The sequence below is a fragment of the Tistrella bauzanensis genome (assembly GCF_014636235.1).
Lineage (GTDB): Bacteria > Pseudomonadota > Alphaproteobacteria > Tistrellales > Tistrellaceae > Tistrella > Tistrella bauzanensis.
In genome coordinates this window covers 1-20,575 of record NZ_BMDZ01000076.1, presented here as the reverse complement: position 1 = coordinate 20,575, position 20,575 = coordinate 1, and the positions used below count along the sequence as shown (strand labels likewise).

The 20,575-nt window shown below is 67.3% G+C and carries 17 protein-coding genes; 8 read left to right on the top strand and 9 right to left on the bottom strand.

The genetic code is table 11. The features are described 5' to 3' along the window. The coding region (locus IEW15_RS21795) for an SDR family oxidoreductase (protein ID WP_188581927.1) at positions 1-250 on the top strand (250 nt) is incomplete at its 5' end. Between the two features lie 323 nt (positions 251-573). On the opposite strand, the gene guaA is transcribed toward IEW15_RS21795, so the two are convergent. Together guaA and aspS are read right to left on the bottom strand one after the other, a co-directional pair. Continuing rightward, entirely contained in the window at positions 574-2,121 is a 1,548-nt protein-coding gene (gene guaA / locus IEW15_RS21790; protein WP_188581925.1) for a glutamine-hydrolyzing GMP synthase, read from the bottom strand. A gap of 188 nt (positions 2,122-2,309) precedes the next feature. Continuing rightward, positions 2,310-4,133 (bottom strand): aspartate--tRNA ligase, encoded by a 1,824-nt coding sequence (gene aspS / locus IEW15_RS21785; protein WP_188581923.1) that lies wholly within the window; start codon positions 4,131-4,133, stop codon positions 2,310-2,312. 278 nt (positions 4,134-4,411) lie between these two features. Between aspS and rnd the strand changes: the two genes are divergently transcribed. Continuing rightward, positions 4,412-5,713, top strand: a complete 1,302-nt coding sequence (rnd, locus tag IEW15_RS21780; protein WP_229708479.1) for a ribonuclease D — start codon at positions 4,412-4,414, stop codon at positions 5,711-5,713. 58 nt (positions 5,714-5,771) lie between these two features. Here rnd and IEW15_RS21775 read toward each other — a convergent pair whose 3' ends face one another. The 5 genes from IEW15_RS21775 to IEW15_RS21755 are packed head-to-tail and all read right to left on the bottom strand — an operon-like array spanning position 5,772 to position 10,425. Continuing rightward, on the bottom strand, positions 5,772-6,599 hold the full coding sequence (locus tag IEW15_RS21775) for a VOC family protein (protein ID WP_188581921.1): 828 nt from the start codon (positions 6,597-6,599) through the stop codon (positions 5,772-5,774). Then, positions 6,596-7,414 carry an HdaA/DnaA family protein gene (locus IEW15_RS21770; protein ID WP_306432664.1) on the bottom strand — a complete coding sequence of 273 codons (819 nt, stop codon included), beginning with the start codon at positions 7,412-7,414 and terminating at the stop codon, positions 6,596-6,598. Before IEW15_RS21770 ends, IEW15_RS21775 begins: the two co-directional genes overlap by 4 nt. Then, entirely contained in the window at positions 7,411-8,541 is a 1,131-nt protein-coding gene (locus IEW15_RS21765) for an AI-2E family transporter (RefSeq protein WP_188581919.1), read from the bottom strand. The genes IEW15_RS21770 and IEW15_RS21765 overlap by 4 nt, the downstream gene beginning before the upstream one ends. Positions 8,542-8,552: 11 nt before the next feature. Beyond that, complete coding sequence (locus IEW15_RS21760; protein WP_188581917.1) at positions 8,553-9,161, bottom strand: CDP-alcohol phosphatidyltransferase family protein; 609 nt, start codon at positions 9,159-9,161, stop codon at positions 8,553-8,555. A 7-nt stretch (positions 9,162-9,168) separates the two neighbouring features. After that, positions 9,169-10,425, bottom strand: coding sequence for a DUF2066 domain-containing protein (locus tag IEW15_RS21755; protein WP_188581915.1), 1,257 nt, complete (start codon positions 10,423-10,425; stop codon positions 9,169-9,171). Between the two features lie 312 nt (positions 10,426-10,737). Here IEW15_RS21755 and purM point away from each other — a divergent pair, with 312 nt between their 5' ends. After that, positions 10,738-11,865 (top strand): phosphoribosylformylglycinamidine cyclo-ligase, encoded by a 1,128-nt coding sequence (purM, locus tag IEW15_RS21750; RefSeq protein WP_229708478.1) that lies wholly within the window; start codon positions 10,738-10,740, stop codon positions 11,863-11,865. Then, positions 11,838-12,503: a phosphoribosylglycinamide formyltransferase gene (gene purN / locus IEW15_RS21745; protein ID WP_188581911.1), complete on the top strand. Its 666-nt coding sequence runs from the start codon at positions 11,838-11,840 to the stop codon at positions 12,501-12,503. Before purM ends, purN begins: the two co-directional genes overlap by 28 nt. Positions 12,504-12,633: 130 nt before the next feature. On the opposite strand, the gene ndk is transcribed toward purN, so the two are convergent. Next, the gene (gene ndk, locus IEW15_RS21740; RefSeq protein ID WP_188581909.1) at positions 12,634-13,056 is read right to left on the bottom strand and encodes a nucleoside-diphosphate kinase; all 423 of its coding nucleotides are present in this window, start codon (positions 13,054-13,056) and stop codon (positions 12,634-12,636) included. A 277-nt stretch (positions 13,057-13,333) separates the two neighbouring features. Between ndk and IEW15_RS21735 the strand changes: the two genes are divergently transcribed. Next, positions 13,334-15,247 (top strand): ABC-F family ATP-binding cassette domain-containing protein, encoded by a 1,914-nt coding sequence (locus IEW15_RS21735; RefSeq protein WP_188581907.1) that lies wholly within the window; start codon positions 13,334-13,336, stop codon positions 15,245-15,247. Positions 15,248-15,283: 36 nt separating this feature from the next. Here IEW15_RS21735 and pdxR read toward each other — a convergent pair whose 3' ends face one another. Continuing rightward, entirely contained in the window at positions 15,284-16,807 is a 1,524-nt protein-coding gene (gene pdxR, locus IEW15_RS21730) for a MocR-like pyridoxine biosynthesis transcription factor PdxR (RefSeq protein ID WP_188581906.1), read from the bottom strand. Between the two features lie 90 nt (positions 16,808-16,897). On the opposite strand from pdxR, the gene IEW15_RS21725 reads away from it, so the two are divergent. The 3 genes from IEW15_RS21725 (at position 16,898) to IEW15_RS21715 (ending at position 20,457) form a co-directional block, all read left to right on the top strand. Further along, positions 16,898-17,605 carry a pyridoxamine 5'-phosphate oxidase family protein gene (locus IEW15_RS21725; RefSeq protein WP_188581904.1) on the top strand — a complete coding sequence of 236 codons (708 nt, stop codon included), beginning with the start codon at positions 16,898-16,900 and terminating at the stop codon, positions 17,603-17,605. Positions 17,606-17,873: 268 nt separating this feature from the next. After that, complete coding sequence (locus IEW15_RS21720; protein WP_188581902.1) at positions 17,874-18,137, top strand: Usg family protein; 264 nt, start codon at positions 17,874-17,876, stop codon at positions 18,135-18,137. A gap of 118 nt (positions 18,138-18,255) precedes the next feature. Further along, positions 18,256-20,457, top strand: coding sequence for a sensor histidine kinase (locus IEW15_RS21715; protein ID WP_188581901.1), 2,202 nt, complete (start codon positions 18,256-18,258; stop codon positions 20,455-20,457). The last annotated feature ends 118 nt before the right edge of the window (positions 20,458-20,575 follow it).

The window sequence follows — 20,575 nt, the reverse complement described above, 5'->3', positions numbered from 1 at the left end:
CTCACCCGAGGGAATCAGCCCCGCAGCGCGGGGGCAAGCGGACATCGACAGGGTTGGAGCCCATTCTGCAACAGGCTCCTATCTGCAGAACAATGCCGGCGCTGAGGAATGGATGCAGCAAGCTATTCCGTTCGGCAGGCTCGCCCAGACCGACGAGGTCGCCAAGGCGGTGCTGTTTCTGGCATCGGACGAAAGTAGCTTCGTTGGCGGCGAGGAGCTGTTTGTCGATGGCGGCTTCGTGGCGGTCTGACAACGCAGCATAATGCGTCCGTCTCGCAACATCCTGAAACGTTCGACGAGTTCCGCCGCAAAACGCCCGCGCAAAGGCAGAGCTCCGCGGCGGAATCTGTACGCCGGACGGATGACCGCACCAGGCGGAATCCGGATCATCCTGAGCCACGTCGCGAAAAATACCGTCACGCGGTTCTGGGAGGCCTGCCGCGGAAACGCCTATTGCATGCAGGCGCTTGCCTCCCAAAAAAAGGACCGTCAGAAGCCTCGTTCCCCCTGACGGTCCTCTCAAATTTCATGATGATCGATATGGCCGTGACCTGTCAGGCGGATGAGTAAAAATCATTCCCACTCAATCGTTCCCGGCGGCTTCGACGTCACGTCATAGGTCACCCGGTTGATGCCCTTGACCTCGTTGATGATGCGGTGGGCGACGTGGCTGAGGAAGCCGTGGTCGAAGGGGTAGCTGTCGGCGGTCATGCCGTCGGTCGAGGTGACGGCGCGGAGCGCGCAGACATTGTCATAGGTGCGACCGTCACCCATCACGCCCACCGAGCGGACCGGCAGCAGCACCGCGAAAGCCTGCCAGATCGCGTCGTAGAGGCCGGCCTTGCGGATCTCTTCCAGATAGATCCGGTCGGCCTTGCGCAGCACCGCCAGGCGGTCTTCGGCCACCGCGCCGAGCACGCGGATGGCAAGCCCCGGCCCCGGGAAGGGATGGCGGCCGACAAAGCCGTCGGGCAGGCCCAGTTCGCGGCCGAGATCGCGGACCTCGTCCTTGAACAGCTCGCGCAGCGGCTCGACCAGCTTCATGTTCATCCGCTCGGGCAGGCCGCCGACATTGTGATGCGATTTGATCGTCACACTGGGCCCGCCCGTGAACGACACCGACTCGATCACATCCGGATACAGCGTGCCCTGGGCGAGGAAGGCGGCGCCGCCGATCTTTTTCGCCTCGGCCTCAAAGACATCGATGAAGGTGCCACCGATGATCTTGCGCTTGCGCTCCGGATCGTCGACGCCGGCGAGCTTGTCGAGAAACAGCGGCCCGGCCTCGACATGCACCAGCGGGATGTTGAAGCTGTCGCGGAACAGCTCAACCACCTGCTCCGCTTCACCAGAACGCAGAAGCCCGGTATCCACGAACACGCAGGTCAGCTGATCGCCGATCGCTTCATGGATCAGCTTGGCCGCAACCGCGCTGTCGACGCCGCCCGAAAGGCCGCAGATCACCCGCTCCGCACCCACCTGCTCGCGGATGCGCTGGATGGCGCCCTCACGGAAGGCGGCCATCGTCCAGTCGCCCGGGCAGCCGCAGATGTCGCGCACGAAATGCCCGATCAGCTTCGCGCCATCCGGGGTGTGCATGACTTCCGGATGGAACTGCACCGCATAGAACCGGCGCACATCATCGGCGATCGCCGCGAACGGCGCGCCATCAGAGACGCCCACCACGCGGAAGCCATCGGGCAGCGCGGTCACCCGGTCGCCATGGCTCATCCACACCTGGTGGCGTTCGCCCGGCGCCCACACGCCATCGAACAGGCCGCAGCTTTCCTTGACGTCGACATAGGCGCGACCGAATTCGCGATGATCATCGGCCTCGACCCGCCCGCCCAGCTGGGCGACCATAGTCTGCTCACCATAGCAGATGCCGAAGACCGGCACCCCCAGCGAGAACACCATGTCGGGTGCCCGCGGCGTGGCGGCTTCAGTCACGGAGGCCGGCCCGCCGGACAGGATCACACCCGCGGGCGCGAACTCCCTGATCCAGTCGGGATCGACGCTGAACGGCTTGATTTCGGAATAGACCCCCGACTCGCGCACACGGCGCGCGATCAGCTGCGTCACCTGGCTGCCGAAGTCGAGGATCAGGATGCGGTCGGTCATCGCGCCTCCTGAGGGGTCGGGGCGCGGCCCTTGCCGGTGCATCGGCGGCCACCGCCCGGTGGAGCGGAGAGAACCATGTCACGAACGGTTTGGCAAGCCCGCCAGAGCCGCACCCTGCCATGCATTCTGGTGATGGGCCGCGCGCGCTATAAACGGCGGGGGGCGTCGCCGCCCCCCAAATATACCGCTCAGGCCTCGGCAGTGGTCTCGCCGGCGGCGGGCTTTTCGGCCTTCACCACCTTGGGCGGCAGCACCACGCGCAGATGCAGTTCCTTCAACTGCTCCGGCGATGCCTCATGCGGCGCATTCATCATCGGATCCTGCGCCTGCTGGTTCATCGGAAAAGCGACGACCTCGCGGATATTCGGCACATCGGCCAGCAGCATCACGATGCGGTCGACGCCCGGGGCAATGCCGCCATGCGGCGGCGCGCCGAAACGGAAGGCGTTCAGCATGCCGCCGAACTTGTCCTCCACGACCTCGGGGCCATAGCCCGCGATCTCGAACGCCCGATACATGATCTCGGGCAGATGATTCCGGATGGCGCCCGACGACAGCTCGACACCATTGCAGACGATATCGTACTGGAAAGCGTTGATCTCAAGCGGATCTTTGGTGTTCAGCGCCTCAAGCCCACCCTGGGGCATCGAGAACGGATTGTGGCTGAACACGATCTGACCAAGCTTCTCGTCGAACTCGAACATCGGGAAATCGACGATCCAGCACAGCTTGAAGACCTTGGGGTCGATCAGGCCCAGATCCGCGCCCAGCTTCAGGCGGGCGGCACCGGCAAGCTTGGCGGCCTTGTCAGCCACATCCATGGCGAAAAACACGCCATCGCCATCGCCCATGCCGAGCTGCGCCTTCAACTGTTCCAGGCGCTCCTCGCCGAGATTCTTGGCGATCGGACCCTTGCCACCGCCATTCTCGAAGGCGATCCAGCCCATGCCCGGCGCGCCCTGGTCGCGCGCCCAGTCATTCATCTTGTCGAAGAAGCTGCGGGGCCGATCACCCACGCCCCTCACCGGCACCGCCCGAACCACCTTGCCGGCCTCGACCGATTTGGCGAAAACCGCGAAGCCCGATCCCCGGAAAATCTCCGAGACATCGGCGATCTCGATCGGGATACGCAGATCCGGCTTGTCGGAGCCGTATTTCAGCATCGATTCCGCGAACGGAATCCGCGGGAACGGCCCGTCCGGCACCCGGCGATCGCCGCCGAATTCCTCGAACACCCCGCGCAGCACCGGCTCGATCGCCTGGAAGACATCTTCCTGGGTCACGAACGACATCTCGATATCGAGCTGATAAAACTCGCCGGGGCTGCGATCGGCGCGGGCATCCTCGTCGCGGAAGCAGGGCGCGATCTGGAAATAGCGGTCGAAGCCCGCCACCATCAGCAGTTGCTTGAACTGCTGCGGCGCCTGCGGCAGCGCATAGAACGTGCCGGGATGAAGGCGGCTCGGCACCAGGAAGTCGCGCGCGCCCTCCGGGCTCGATGCGGTCAGGATCGGGGTCTGGAATTCCATGAACCCGCCATCGGTCATCCGCCGGCGCAGCGACGAAATCACCTGCGAGCGCAATACGATGTTCTTGTGCACATGCTCGCGGCGCAGATCCAGATAGCGATAGCGCAGCCGGGTCTCTTCCGGGAAGTCGCGGTCGCTGTTGACCTGCAATGGCAGCGGATCGGCCGCCGACTGAAGCAGCAGATCCTCGACCCGGACCTCGATTTCGCCGGTCGCCATATTGGCGTTGACCGTGTCGGCCGAACGGGCGACGACCCGGCCGGTGGCCGTGATCACGCTTTCGTTCTTCAGCTCTTCGGCGACCTTGAAGGCGGCGCTGTCGACATCGACCACGATCTGGGTCAATCCGAAATGGTCGCGCAGATCGATGAACAGCAGATTGCCGTGATCGCGCTTGCGATGCACCCAGCCCGAAAGCCGGACGGTCTGGCCCTCATGGGCAAGCGTCAGTTCATTGCAGGTATGCGAGCGATAGGCATGCATCGGATCGGGCCTGTTCCGTCAGCGGGCGGGTCGACAGCGGTGGCAATTCCGCCACGCGCCAAAACCTGCGGACGGCAGGGCCGCACACAGGACTGGACCGGAACAACGCACGGATAAAGCCGGCTTGTCAAGCTGCCCCGCAGATGCCGCCATATGCCAGAGCCACCATCTGCTGCCGCCGGCCGGCAGATCCGGCCGCGGATATGCCAGGCATATAACGTGACGTGACGTCTGTCCGACGTGGCGGGCGGGCGATCAATCGTGCTATAGACGAGATCATGACCGAGATCATCACCGACACCCAGTCGCTCAGACAGCTTGTTGACGAATTGAAGGCCGAACCCTTCGTCACCGTCGACACCGAATTCATGCGCGAGAAGACCTACTGGCCCAAGCTGTGCCTGGTGCAGCTTGCCGGCGCCAGCCGGGCCGCCGCGGTCGATCCGCTGGCCGAGGGCATAGACCTGGCGCCGCTGGGCGAACTGCTGGCCGACACCTCGGTGCTGAAGGTGTTCCATGCCGCCCGCCAGGATGTGGAAATCTTCCTGCTGCTGTTCGGCGCCGTGCCGACGCCGATGTTCGACACCCAGGTGGCCGCGATGGTCTGCGGCTTCGGCGAAAGCGTCGGTTATGAAACCCTGGTGAACAAGCTGGCCCGGGCCAGCATCGACAAGTCATCCCGCTTCACCGACTGGTCGCGGCGCCCGCTGACGGAGAAGCAGGCGACCTATGCCCTGGCCGACGTCACCCATCTGCGCACTGTGTACGAGAAGCTGGCCAGGCTTCTGGAAGACAGCGGCCGCGAGGAATGGCTCGACGAGGAAATGGCGACGCTGAACGCCGCCGAAACCTATGAGACCAAGCCTGACGTGGCCTGGGAGCGTATCCGGACCCGCAGCCTCGACCGGCGCTTTCTGGGACTGGTGCGTGAACTTGGCGCCTGGCGCGAGCGTCAGGCGCAGTCGCGCAACGTGCCCCGCACCTTCATCACCAAGGACGAGACGCTACTGGAGATGGCCTCCAGTCAGCCGAAGACGGTCGATGATCTGAGGCGGGTCCGTGGCCTGCCGAAATGGGCGACCGAGGGTGCCGGCGGCGAGGAGGTGCTGTCCTGCATCGCCCGCGCCCTGGCCGAGCCCAAAGGCGACCTGCCCGACCGGGAGCCGCCGCGCGATCTGCCCCGGGGCCTTGGGCCGCTGATCGAACTGCTGAAGGTTCTGCTGAAGATGAAGAGCGAGGAGCACGGCGTCGCCCGCACGCTGATCGCCTCGCAGGATGACCTGGAAATGCTGGCGATCGACGGCCCCACCGCCCCCATTGCCGCCCTGAAGGGCTGGCGCCATGAGGTGTTCGGCGAAGACGCGCTGCGGCTGCTGTCGGGCGACGTCGCCCTTGGCGCCCGTGGGCGGTCGATCGCGGTGCTGTCGTTGTCGGGCGAGGAAGCCGTGCTGCAATCGACCCGTCGCAAGCAGCGCAAGCGCAAGCTGCGCAAGGATGACGACACCACCGATGCCGGCGACGGCCCGGCCGATGGCACCGATGACGCCGGCACGATATCCGCCGACATCGCCGCAGATTGACACCCCCGAAGCCGACCGCCGGCCCATGACAAGACCGGTTCAGGGCATCACATCCAGATCAGGCATCGCCAGATGAGGCATCGACTGACAGGATCAATGTCGCGACGCCGGCCGGCGGTTCGGCCAGAGTGAAGACCTGCGTGGCCGGTCTGCGACCCCGGCGAGGCGCATCCCCGGCAATGCCCGCGGCAGTCAGGCGGCCATGTGCCGCCCGAGCGTCGGCCACGCGCCAGCACAGCCCCCAGAACCGATGTGGCGGTGGTGGGTTGATCTGAGTATCGGCGGGCGGATCCGTCGCTCCTGCCATCGATTGAACGACCTCGACGATGCTGTCGCCGCAGCGGAAGAACAGCATCCGTGCGCCCCAGGACGGATTGGCCCGGTCAAGCCTGAGGTCGAGCCCCAGCCTGCCGCCCAGCACCGCCACCGCGTGGGTGACGTCATTGGTGCGGATAACGACATGATCCAGGCCGATGACCGCACCCGGTTCGCCGCCGGTCCGGTCGATGCCGGTCTGGTCGATGGTCGCGTCGGTCAGGGTACCGACCTCTGCCTGCACCAGATGCACGCCCAGCCCCCCGGCAGCCGAGGGCGACAGCCGCAGCAGACCGTTTTCGGTCGCCATGGTGTGGTCGATCGCAAGCCCGCGCCGGTCGGCCAGCACCGCCGCCCGCGACAGGTCATCGACGGCAAAGCCCACTGCCGACAATCCGTCGGGGGCGTCGCCGCGGCCGGGCATCAGCCTGACCGCCAGCCGGCCGACCTGAAAGCAGGTCAGCGCCGCTGTCGCAATGATCGGGGCCCGGTCGAAGAGCGTCGCGTAAAGATTTGTGGCGGCATCAAGATCGGTGGCCACTATCTCGACATGGGCAAGACCGGTGATCATCCTGGCTCCACCTCGTCGTGAGGCCCCACCTCGTCGTGACGCCCCACCTCGTCGTGACGCCCCACCTCGTCGTGACGCCCCACCTCGTCGTGACGATTGCCGGACGCCGGCGCCGGGGGCGGACCGGCATCGGTCGTTTGATGATCCAGAATGCCGCGGGCCAGCGCCACGGTCACCGGTCGGTGCTCGGCCAGCGCCGTCTGGTCGATCGCATCCACCAGGCGGCGTGCGGCATCGAATGACCGCTCCATATGCACCGCCAACCAGCGGATGACATCCTCGCCGACCCGAAGCTGCCGGTCGGCGAACAGCTTCACCAGCAGCGCCATCAGCAGGGCATCATCGGGCGGCCCCACCCGTACCGCCGGTGCGGCCCGCAGCCGCGATGCCAGATCCGGCAGCGCCAAGGGCCAGCGGGCCGGCGGCTCGATGCCGGTCAGCAGCAAGGTGCCGCCGATGGCCGCAAGATGATTATAGAGGTGGAACAGTGCTGCCTCGTCGACGCCGGTTGCCTCGCCCAGATCCTCGACCAGCACGGCGCGCGCATCGTTCAGCAGATCGGATGGCGCGGTATCGGCGGTCAGTCGCGCAGGCGTGATCTCGACGGCGCTGCTCACCGCCTGCCACACCCGCGCCAGATGGGTCTTGCCGCAGCCCGCCGGTCCGTGAATGGCCAGTGCCGGCCCGGGCCATGCCGGCCAGCGGTCCAGCCAGGCCACGGCGTCGGCGTTGGACGGCGCCACCAGGAAATCCTCCCGCCCCAATGCCGGACGAAGCGTCAGGTCCAGCGGCAGTTGGGCGGGGCGTCGGATCAATGGCCGGTCTCCGGGCTGCGGGTCGCATCGATGACGGTACCGTCAACCATGGACTGGTCGATGGCCGGGCGTGGATCATAGAGCGCACTGGCAAGATACCGCTCCAGCGCATAGCGCACCAGAACCGCCACACACACCGCCGCCGGAAGCGCCACCAGAACGCCGACAAGCCCGAACAGCGCCCCCCCCACCATCAGGGCGAAGATGATCCAGACCGGATGCAGCCCCACGCGATTGCCGACCAGCGGTGGCTGCAGCAGGGTCTCGATCCCCTGCCCGGCCAGAAAGATGGCGCCGGCGGCGATGACATGCCAGTCGGTGCCGAACTGCAGCAGCGCGAAGCCCACCGACAGCGCGAAGCCGCTGATGAAGCCGACGAACGGCACAAAGGACAGAATGCCCGCCGCCATGCCGATCGGCACCGCCAGATCCAGCCCGATCACCACCAGGCCCAGCGAATACCAGGTTCCCAGAATCAGGCACAGCAAGGTCTGGCCACGCACCAGGCCGGCGATTCCGCGATCCATGTCCTTGGCCAGACGCCGCACCACGTCGCGGCCAGCCACCGGCACCCAGCCATCGATACGGGCAATCATCGTATCCCAGTCGCGCAGCAGGTAAAAGCTGACGACCGGCGTGATCAGCATCAGCGACACGATATTGGCGATCGACATCACCGAATTCATCAGCCCGGTGAGCACGCTGGCGATCATGCCGGCGGCGCGCGACCCCTCGCCCTCGGCCGTGGCGAACATACCCTGAATGCGTTCGGCCACCTCTGGCGGCAGGCGCCGCCACAGAAGATCCAGTTGCGGCAGTACCTCCTCGCGCACCAGCCTCACATATTCCGGCAGCCGGTCGATGAAGTCACCGATCCGGCTTTGAACATAGGGGGCCAGCACCGCCAGCCCGACCACCAGGGCGCCGAAGAAGAGAATGGTCACCACCCAGGTGGCCGCCATCCGGCCCAACCCCACGGTCTCGACGCGATCGACCAGCGGGTCCAGGAAATAGGCAACCAGCAGCCCGGCCACGAATGGCAGCAGCACACCGCCCAGCAGCCACAGGCTGCCGATCAGCACCACCACGAAAATCGCCCAGAACAGCGTACGCGCGCTTCGGCTCATGCTCCGTCCCTTCAGGCGCCGGGCGGTTGGTCGCCGGGCGTGTCATCATGTCGCCCGGCATGGCGCAACCAGCGCACCAGATAGCCCATGCCGGATAATGCGGTGGTCGCGGCCACGACCACCATCAGCAGATCGATCACTGTCTGCCAGTGCCTGTGGTTCAACACCGCGTCACCGGGCAGCAATGCCCCCGCCATGGCCAGCACGGCCAGCGCCATCGCGATCTGCGCCGTGGTATTCACCTTGCTGGTTCGCGAGGGGCTGATGGCGAGGGGCTGGCCCACGGTCTGCCCCAGCATCACACCACCCACGATCATCAGGTCACGAAACACCACCGCCATCACCAGCCATACCGGCAGCCAGTTCTGCCAGCCGAGGGCGACGAAGGTGCCGGAGATCAGCAGTTTGTCGGCCAGCGGGTCCAGCCAGGTACCAAGCCTTGTGCGGGCATCGAAGCGCCGGGCGATCCAGCCATCGACCGCATCGGACGCGCCGGCGACCAGGAACAGCCAGAAGGCTTCAGTCATAAAGCCGCGCAGCACCAGCCAGACGATGACCGGCACGGTCAGAATCCGTGCGGTCGTGATCAGATTGGGCAGCTGGCGCAGCCCGCCGGCCATTGCAGCCTCAGCCGCCGGCGCCGGTCGCGCGCGGCGGCACCGAGCCGACAGGCGCCGCCTGCCCGACCGGCGGTGTCTGGCCCGTCTCCGCACCGACCGGCAGCCCTCGACCGGTCGGCGCTGCCGGCTGACCGGCCGGCGCCACGGAGGCCGGCGCGGCGGTTCCGGGTGCCACCGACCCGACCGGCACGCCGCTCGCCCCCGCCGGGTTGCGGATGCGATCGACCAGTTCCCAATCGGTACCAAGCGGTATCAGCGCCAGACTCTGCCGGGTCAACGCGGCCTGCAGGCCATCACGATCACCATAATACCGGATGCTGACCTCGGCGCCCCTGTTCGACAGCAACCGCTCATCGACCGCCTCGATCATCGCCAGCGCCGACAAGCGCCGGCGGATTTCCGCCCAGACCGACAGATTGCCGAACCGGACCACAGCATCGAGCGAGTCGCGCCGGCTGTAGTCGACCAGATTGGTCGCCCGCCAGCCGCTGCGGGCCTGATCGAGTAGCTGAGCAACCACCGTTTCGGCCGCAGCCCCCTCGCCGCCGTCCCCTGCCAGGGGTGCGGTGGCGGTGAGGACCGTGCCGTCGGTTCCCGTCAGCCGGCCTTCGAGCTGGCCGCCGACAACGCGCCCCTCGGCGATCCATACCGCCTCGGCGTCGTACCGCGCGGCCAGGGCGTCCTGGGCCGCCGGATCGGACAAGGCCGCGCCATCGGCCGGCAGGGCCTGCCGGTCGGCCAGATCGCCCAAGGGCACCAGCATCGGGATCAGACCGCCGCGACCGACCGCCGTCTCCCATGCGCCACGCCACCAGCCGTCATCCCAGAAGCTGCCGCCGTCATAGCGCAACACTGGCACCACCAGCGACAGGCCCTTATCCGCCGCGGCGAAGGCAATGCCGGCATTGCGCAGCAGCCCGCGCACGCCCTCGGCATCGAACCGCACGGTCAGGGTGGCCCGATAGCGCTGCGGCGCCACCGCCTCGTTCGCCACATCGATCGACCGCACCAGCCGCAGCAACTGCTCGTTGCCGGGCCTGGGCAGCCGGTCGTGGTCGCGCGGATCGGTCATGCCGCGGAGCAGCAGATCGAGCGCGCGGCTCTGGCCGACATCCAGCGCCTTTTCCCGCGCGGCATTGGCATTGGCCGCGGTCTCATCGACCGCGACTCCATCCTGGGTATAGATCTCGTTGTTCCGGCCCTGGGCCAGGGCTGGCTGTGCCGCCAGAACCCCGATCATGATCAGGGCAAGGGTCACGGCCATGACGCCCTGCAAGGCCCGCCGGGCAAGGGGTGCGGCAGGGCTGGCCAGGGGTCTGATGGTCGAGCGGCCGCGGACAGCGTGGCCTGGCTGCATTGCTAGCATTGCAAACGCCGATCGTTGCAGTATGTTCACCGCGCCGGACCGCCCGCCGGGCCGCCCGCCGTTCATTCGACGGCAACTCTAGTCGAGAGCCGGCGCGCTGAAAACCATCTCGCCCGGAAATCCGCTTCACGACATCGACGGCGGCCGCCTTTATGCGCCCCCGAAGCGTGAGACAGGATCCCGGGCCCCGCACCAGAGGCGATGCCTTCGATGAGCGACGACCGCACCGCAGACCCCGCCGCCGCCGCGGCCCCGGAAGCCCGCGACCGCTATCGCGACGCCGGCGTCGACATCGACGCGGGCAATGCGCTGGTCGACCGGATCAAGCCCGCCGCCGCCCGTACCAAACGCGCCGGCGTCGCCGGCGGCATCGGCGGCTTCGGCGCGCTGTTCGACCTGAAAGCCGCCGGTTTCACCGACCCGATCCTGGTGTCGTCCACCGACGGCGTCGGCACCAAGCTGAAGATCGCTGAAGCGGCTGGCCGCCACGACACGATCGGCATCGATCTGGTCGCCATGTGCGTCAACGACCTGGTGGTCCAGGGCGCCGAGCCGCTGTTCTTCCTGGACTATTTCGCGACCGGCAAGCTGTCGGTGCCGCTGGCCGCCGCCGTGGTCGAGGGTATCGCCGAAGGCTGCGCCCAGGCTGGCTGCGCGCTGGTCGGCGGCGAGACCGCCGAGATGCCGGGGCTGTATGCCGGCAGCGATTACGATCTGGCCGGTTTCTCGGTGGGTGCCGCCGAACGCGGCACCCTGCTGCCACGCGCCGATGTCGGCGCCGGTGACGTGGTCATCGGCATGGCGTCGTCCGGCGTGCATTCGAACGGCTATTCCCTGGTCCGCAAGCTGGTCGCCGATGGCGGCTTCGACTATGCGGCCCCGGCACCGTTCGAGACCACGGCCACGAGCCTGGGCGAGGCGCTGCTGACGCCGACCCGGATCTATGTGAAGGCGCTGATGCCGGAAATCCGCGCCGGCCGCGTGAAGGCCCTGGCCCACATCACCGGCGGCGGCCTGCTTGAAAACATTCCGCGCGTGCTGCCGGATGGCGTCGGCGCCGATCTGGACGCCGCCGCCTGGACCCTGCCGCCGGTCTTCGGCTGGCTGGCCGCGACCGGTGGTCTGACCGGCCATGAACTGGCCCGCACCTTCAACTGCGGCATCGGCATGATCGTGGTGGTCGCGGCCGCCGATGCCGATGCGGTGATCGCCGGGCTGGCCGCCGCGGGCGAGACCGCTGGCGTCATCGGGCGGCTGGCACCGCGCGCCACGGGCGACGCCCTGGTCGTGATCGATCATATGGAGACCGCATGGCCAAGCGTGACGTCGCCGTCCTGATTTCAGGATCGGGCAGCAATCTTCAGGCATTGATCGACGCGGTCGCGGCCGACCCCGACCACCCTGCCCGCATCCGGCTGGTGATCTCGAACCGGCCGGGCGTCAAGGGGCTGGATCGGGCGGCGGCAGCCGGCATCGAGGCGATCGTCATCGAGCACAAGCACTTCCACGACCGCGCCGGCTTCGACGCGGCGCTCGACGAGGCGCTGCGCGCCCGTGGCATCCAGCTTGTCTGCCTTGCAGGCTTCATGCGCATCCTGACCGCGCCCTTCGTCGAGGCCTGGACCGGCCGGATGCTCAACATCCATCCCTCGCTCCTGCCCGCCTTCAAGGGGGCCCATGCGATCGATGACGCGCTGGCCGCCGGTGTGCGGGTCACCGGCGTGACGGTCCATTATGTCGTGCCGGAAATGGATGCCGGGCCGATCGTCATTCAGGCGGCGGTACCGGTTCAGCCGAATGACGATGCGGCCAGCCTGGCGCGCCGCATCCATACCGCCGAGCACCGCATCTATCCGGCGGCGCTGCGCTGGGCGGCAGCCGGCCATGTCAGCCTTGGCGATGACGGCCGCACCCGGTATTCAGGCCCCGCTGTGGCGGTGAACGCGGTGCTGATCTCGCCGCCGGCGATCGGCTGACACGGCGCCCCGCCACCACAGAACAAACCCACCATGGAACGAACCCGCGACAGACCAAAGAAAACGGGCCGTCCGGGATGATACCGGACGGCCCGTCTTCATATCGGCGCTGAAACCGGCGCGAGGCCGATCAGCCGACGATTTCGGTCTGGGCGAAGAAATAGGCGATCTCGTTGGCGGCGTTCTCGGCCGAATCCGAACCGTGCACCGAATTCGCCTCGATCGACTCGGCGAAATCCTTGCGGATGGTGCCCTCGGCGGCATTGGCCGGGTTGGTGGCGCCCATGATCTCGCGGTTGGCGGCAACCGCGTTGTCGCCTTCCAGCACCTGCACGACCACCGGACCCGAGATCATGAAGCTGACCAGATCGTTGAAGAAGGGGCGCTCGGCATGCACGGCATAGAAGCCCTCGGCCTGCGCCTTGGTCAGTTGCAGGCGCTTCTGCGCCACGATGCGCAGACCGCGGCCCTCGAAGCGGGCGTTGATCTGGCCGGTCAGGTTGCGGCGGGTGGCGTCGGGCTTGATGATCGACAGGGTGCGCTCGGTGGCCATTGTCTCGAACTCGTTTCTACGATGCAGGAGGAAACGGCGCGGCCGATCGATGACGGGCGGGCTGCGCCGACGGGTCTCCGCGGTTCCTCCCCGTCACACTCGTTCGGGGCCTGGGCCCGTTCGGAGCCGCCGGGGATTGAAAAGCCGCGATCGAGCGGGCTTATAACGGTTTCCCGGCCGCGCGGCAACCACCGCTCCGTGACGCCCCTGTCGCAATGCAATATGAGGCCTCTGCAGGCTCGTGACAGAGGCTCTCCGTCATGCTATGTGATCGCGCATGCTGCACATCAATGATCTCGTCTATCGCATCGAGGGTCGCCCGCTGTTCGAGGGTGCGACACTTGCCATCTCCGAAGGCCAGAAGCTTGGTCTTGTCGGCCCGAACGGTGCTGGCAAATCGACGCTGCTGCGCCTGATCCGTGGCGAGATCAGTCCGGATGCCGGATCGATCGTGCTGCGCCCCGGCGCCCGCATGGCATCGGTCGCCCAGGAGGCGCCCGGCGGCGCCGACAGCGCGGTCGAGCATGTTCTGGGCGCGCTGCCGGAACGGTCGGAGCTGCTGGCCAGGCTGGTCGTCGCCGAAGAGGCGCATGACGGCATGGCGCAGGCGGAGATCCATGCGCGTCTGGCGGAAATCGGCGCCCATGCCGAGCCGTCGCGGGCCGCCCGCATCCTGTCGGGGCTGGGCTTCAACGAGGCCATGCAGGCCGCGGCCTGCTCCAGCTTCTCAGGCGGCTGGCGGATGCGGATCGCGCTGGCCCGGACCTTGTTCGCCAATGCCGATGTGCTGCTGCTGGACGAACCCACCAACCATCTGGATCTCGAAGCCACGATGTGGCTGGAGAGCCATCTGGCGACCTATCCCGGCACGCTGATCGTGGTCAGCCATGATCGCGATCTGCTGAACGCCGTCACCGATCGCATCGCCCATGTCGATGGCGGCAAGCTGGTGGCGTATCGCGGCAATTTCGACCAGTTCCTGCGCCAGCGGGCGGAACGCCGCGAGCATGCCGCCAAGGCGGTCGTGCGGGTGGAGGCGGAGCGCAAGAAGCTGCAGGCCTTCATCGACCGCTTCCGCGCCAAAGCGACCAAGGCCGCCCAGGCCCAGAGCCGGGTGAAGGCGCTGGAGCGGCTGGGATCGGCCGATGCACCGCCGCGCGCCTATGAGGTGGCGTTCTCGTTTCCCTCACCGGAAACACTGGCACCGCCGCTGCTCGCGATCGACGATGTGACATTGGGCTATGGCGACGCGCCGCCGGTGCTGCGCGGGATCAATCTGCGCATCGATCAGGACGACCGCATCGCCCTGCTGGGCGCCAACGGCAACGGCAAGTCGACACTGATGAAGCTGCTGGCCGGGCGGCTGGAGCCCCGCCACGGACGCATGGTGCGGCCGTCAAAGCTGCGGATCGGCTATTTCGCCCAGCACCAGACCGACGAGTTGATCGCCGGCGACACCGCATTTCAACACATGAAGCGGGTGATGCCCGGCGTCCATGATGCCAAGGTTCGCGCGCAGCTCGGCCGCTTCGGTCTGGCCCAGGCGCGTGGCGACACGGCGGTGGAGCAGTTGTCGGGCGGCGAGAAAGCGCGTCTGCTGTTCGCGCTGGTCACCCGCGATGCACCGCATCTGCTGTTGCTGGACGAGCCGACCAACCATCTGGACATCGAGGCGCGCGACGCGCTGATCGAGGCGGTGAACGAATACACCGGCGCCGTGGTGTTCATCGCCCATGACCGACGGATGGTGGAACTGGCGGCCGAACGGTTGTGGCTGGTCGCCGATGGCCGCTGCAAGCCCTATGAAGGCGACCTCGACGACTATCGTAAGCTGCTGCTGGAAACCGCGCGCGTGGCGCCGGATCGTGGCGGTGCCGCCACCGATGCCGAGGCCAAGGCCAATAAGCGCGATCAGCGCCGCGCCGCGGCTGAGCGTCGCGAAAAACTGAAGCCGCTCAAGAACCTGATCAGTAAGGCGGAGAATGAGGTCGAACGCCTGACCCGGGAACGCGACCGGCTGGCGGCCCTGCTGGCCGACCCGACCTTCTATGACGGCCCCCCGGCCGATGTGGCACGCGCCACGCGTGAGAAGGGCCAGGTGGACAGCAAGCTCGCCGCCGCCGAGGAACGCTGGCTGGCCGCCCTCGATACCTATGAACGCGCCGAAAGCGACGCGATGGCCGACGCCTGACCGCTGATCGGCCGACATCCCGTCGGCCCGCGACTGTCAGCCGATCAGACGCGCGAGCCGTGCCACCGCCGCATCGGCTGCGCGCTCGGGCAGGGCCGCGAACCCCAGAATCAGCCCGGGCCGGCGCCGCGCATCCGACAGAAAATGCGGCGCCAGCGCCGAACCACGCATACCGGCGCGAGCCATCGCCGCCGCCAGGGCAACATCATCGGTGCCGGCGGGCAGGTGCAGCACCAGCGACATGCCGCCGGCGCCGGCGCTGATGGCCATGCCGCGCCCTGGCTGCGGGGCGATGACCCGGCGCTCGATGGCCTCGATCACCGCTGCGCGCCGCCGCGTATAAAGTGCGCGCATCCGTCGGACATGGCGGCCCAGATGGCCATCGGTCATGAAACGGGCCAGGGCCGGTTGCAGCACCAGGGCCGATGGCGGCCCCAGCGCGCGCAGCCCCTCGGCGAAACGAGCGACATGCCCCTCCGGCACCACCAGATACCCAAGGCGAATACCCGGCGCCAGAACCTTGGAAAAGCTGCCGATATAGATCGTGCGCCCATGGCCGTCCAGGCCCTGGAGCGACGGGATCGGCCGCCCGGCATAGCGGAACTCGCTGTCGTAATCATCCTCGATGATCCAGCCGCCCTGTGCCGCCGCACGGTCGATCAGCCGCAGCCTGCGGGCCAGCGGCAGGGTCATCCCCAACGGGTATTGATGCGAGGGCGTCAGAATGCAACTGCGGGCCGCGGGCGCCATCGCCTCGGCCGCATCGGGGTCGAAGCCGTCGGCATCCAGCGGCACCGGCACCGGCCGCGCGCCGATCAGGCCCAAGGCGGTCCTGATGCCGCGATAGCCCGGGTCTTCCACCCAGACCGGTTCGTCACGACCGATGACCATCCGGCAGGCAAGATCCAGTGCCTGCTGGGCACCTGCTGTGATCAGCACCCGCGCGGGGGTCGCGATCACCGCCCGCGTCGCCACCAGATGTGCGGCAACGGCCTGGCGCAGAACCAGCGCACCGGCGGGATCGGCAACCGCCAGGGCGTCGGTCCCGCCAGCTTTCATGCCATGGACGAGCGCCCGGTTCCATGCCGCCAACGGAAACTGATCAAGCGCGCCGATGCCTTCGGCAAAGACCGGCGGCGGCCAGCCCGCCGGCATCCCCGCTGCCGGTGCAACTGCCGATGCCGGTGCCGGGGGTGCCGACGACATGGCGGAGCGGGGCGGTGACAACGCCAACTGGGAATCGGGCAGATCGGCCGAGACCCTGGTCCCATCGCCGATGCGCGCGGTCAGATAGCCTTCCGCCACCAGTTGCTCATAGGCGCCGACAACTGTGCCCCGGGCGACACCAAGGGCCGCGGCAAGACTGCGGCTGGCCGGCAGACGCGCGCCCGGTGCCAGACGGCCGGCCAGAATCGCGTCGCGCAACGCGCCATACAACCCCTGCCCCACGCCGGCGGCCAGCGGGTCGCGCAGGCTGGAGGACCGATCCGGCCAATGGGGAAGCAGGGCAGCGAGGTCGGCAGCGAGGTCGGTCTCATGCGTTTTCGAAGATTGGTCCATTCATAGATCTCATATTTGGATCATTAGATCAGACCAATCATCTCATAGGCTGCGCCATAACACCACACGCCGCCATGAACGGACCACCCCATGACCATTGATACCGATCTGCCACCCGCGCCACCGGTCCCGCCTCTCGGGTCGACGCCCCGGACGACCCTGACGCGGTTGCCCGACCGGGCGGCAACCGACCGGGCGATGCTGAACGACCTGCTCGACGAGGCACTTCTCGCCCATATCGCCTTCGCCGACGATGGTCAGCCGGTGGTGCTGCCGATCGCCTGCTGGCGCGCGGGCGACCATCTGTACATCCACGGAGCCCGCAAGACCCGGTTCATGCAGGTGCTCGCCGACGGCGCCCCCGCCTCGGTCGCCGTGACGGTGCTGGATGGGCTGGTCATCGCCCGCTCGACCTTCAATCACTCCATGAACTATCGATCGGCCATCATCTTCGGACGGTTCGAGCCGGTCGACGATCCGGTCGCGAAAGCGGCCGCCCTGGATGCCTTCATGCGTCATGTGGTGCCGGGCCGCGACCCGCATGAGCCACGCCCCGGCTCGGATCAGGAACTGAAAGCCACCCACGTGCTCCGGATCGCCCTCGACGAGGTATCGGTGAAGTGGCGGGCCGGCCCGCCGGGTGATCAGCCACAGGACATGGACCGGCCGGTCTGGGCCGGTGTTGTGCCGCTGGCGCTGACGGCGGGGACGCCGATCACCGCGCCCTCCGCCGCCACCCGCCCGGTGCCGCCGGAATTTGCCGCCTATCGCCGCCCATCCGGGTGTGCCAGAGGCTGAGAGTCGCAGACTGCGACTGCGTCTTAAAACCGCCTCACGCAAAATGCATTGCAAACTGCGTGGGGCCGCCTTGCCACCCCTTTGCCGCGACAGCACTCGGTAAGCACAAGTCAGCAGCAATCGCGATGGAGTGCCAATGAATAACCGGCCGCGTCAGTCATCGCCCCTCACCTTCGATTGGATCTTGAAAAATTGATTCTGAAAATATCATATATAGATATGAACTCCCGCACCGACATCGCGTCATCTGAAAAGATGGAGGGTGGATATGACTGATATTGAAGCGGTCCTTCGTAACAACCGGATAACCACTGCGGAAATCATATACTATATGCCGGATCATCCTATGGTTCTGCAGAGCCTTGTCTGGCAGTTTCTGGATCTGGCGCCGCGATTTCCAAAGTTACAGGCTTTCCTGCAGTTCTGGACACGCGAGATAGAGGGGGCAATTCATTCGGTGACTGTGGCCAATGCGGCCCTGGCGGCCCCGGCCAAATGGCGTCATCTCGACGGGGTCTGGCGGCTGCAATAAGGCCGTCCTGTGGCGATGGTGGCGCGGGATTTGCTTACCGTCTTCGCCATCGCAACAGATGACGGTGCATGCCGCGATGGATACCGATCTGCGCGGCACCCGCGGCCGGAAGGCGGCAATGACCGGAGATCGACAGCAGGGTGAAACCGGCCCGCGACCGCTTCTGCCGGTGCCCCCCCCTAAGCACTATGCGTGGCTGCGCCCGGCAGCCCTGGCCATGATGCTGGCGGCGCTGCTGCTGTTCTCGGCCGGCCTGCTGCACAGCAACAATCTGCTCAGGCAGACCGTGCTGACCAGCCATGTCGATCTGTCGCAAACCGTATCGACCCTGCGGCGCCTGGAGCGCTGCTATCTGGAACTGGCGGGCGGTCTGCACCTGATCGGCGGCCCTTCCCATCCCGGACCGTCTCACCCGGATCCGTCCATGACGGGTGGCGCCGGCACCACTGCGGCCGATGTTCTGGACCGGGAAATCGTCCATATGACGGCCCATCTGTCAAACCTGCGGCTAGCCGGGCCGGCCGCGGTGATGGCGTCACTGCCGGATGGTGAGGCGCTTCTGGCCATCGCCAGCGCAGACCTCGCCTGGTTGACCGGCCTTCGCGCCGTCGATGTCACCCCCACGGCCGACGAACTGCGCCGCCATCTCGCCGAGGGCGCATTGCGGCTCGACCCGGCAATCCGGCACCTTGAGGCCACGCTGACCGATGACCAGCAGACCGTCCGCAACAGCTTGATCGAGTTACAGACCCTGGGGCAGATGTCGGCCGCCGGCATTCTCGCGACAGTTGCCGGCCTGGGCGTGCTCGCCACCCTGATGCATCACGGTCAGAAGCGCAGCCATCAGCGGCTGCGCGGCGCCATCGACACCATGTCGGATGGCTTCGTCCATATCGATCGCAATGGCCGGATCACTGTGGCGAATGATCAACTGTTGCGCTACCTGCCGCGTGAAACCCTGTCCGTCGGCGGCCTCGGCACCGCCGAGGGGCTTGGCCGCGCGATCGCCATGGCAGCGGCCGATCCCGAGGCCACACGCGGCGCCCTTGTCGCCATCCTGGGCGGTGCCACGCCACCCGCCCTGCCCGAACCCCGGCGCGATCGGTCCCGGCCATTGGCCGGCCAGACCGACATAGCACTTGCCGACGGGCGATGGCTGCGGCTGCGCAGCCATGACGGCGGCGATGGCGGGCGCGCGGTGGCGCTGATCGACGTGACCGCCGAACATCGCGATCTGGCACAGCGCCACCGGAAGGCCCTGGTTTTCGAACACCTGACCGACGGGCTGGTGGTGGCGGACGCCCAAGGCATGATGATCGATGTCAGCCCGTCGACCGCCAGGATCTATGGCGTGGAGCCGGCAGCATTGTGGGGGCAGCCGCTTGGCCTTCTGATCCAGCCATCCGACGCCATCAGCGTCACGCGCGGCATTATGGAAACGTTGCGCGACCAGGACGTGGTGACCCGGAGCTTCCCGATCGCCCGCCCTGCGCCGGGCGGCGGCATGATTGCCACCGGCAGGACCGCCGAAGCGACGCTGATCGCGTTGCACGACCCTTCGGCAGGCTTTGACGGGGCGATCGCCGTGATCCGCGATGTCAGCGAGGCCCGGCGCATGGACCGCCTGAAAGCGGCCTTCGTCGCAGTGGCGGCCCATGAGTTGCGGACCCCGACCACCGCGATCGTCGGCGCGCTGAAGCTGGCCTGTAGCGGCGTCGGTGGCCCGGTTTCGGAACCGCTCGCCGGGCTGCTGCGCATGGCGATGCGCAATGGTGACCGGCTGACGGCCGTGATCGACGATATTCTGGATGTGGAGCGGCTGGAGAGCGGGCAGTTCACCCTCACCCGCGCGCCGATCGTGCTCAGCCTGCTGCTGGAGACCATCGCCACCGAGGCCGCGGCCACGGCCGGCAGCCTCCTGATCATCAGCCCGGCGCCGTCTGCCGCCGCCGGTCTGACCGTGCCGGGCGACCTGCAACGGCTCGTGCAGGCTCTGGTGAAGGTCTGCGAATATGTCAGCGCTGCGGTCGACGGCACGGCGACGATTGGTCTGGACTGGCGGATCGCCGGCGATCGCCTGCATCTGTCGGCCGCGCTGACCGAATCCCAGGTATCGCCGCCGGTGGTGGCGGCGGCAATACCCGCCCAGGTTCTGCCGCCGCAGACGGTCCGCCGCGCCGGCTATATCGGCTTCGGGCTGGCCACTGCGCGGGCCTTGATCGAGCGCCATGGTGGCACCCTGTCGTATACCGCCGACGATGGCATCGCCGGCCGCTTCGATATCGATCTGCCCGCCACGGAGCCCGTGATCGCCGCCTGATCGCGGCCAGCCGGGCACGCGCGCGCCTCAGCCAGCTGGGCACCTCCATTTACCCGCTGATGTGATCGGGTTGAGGATCCGAGGCGGCACTTTGGGTGAAGCTCGCGTCAGGCATGGG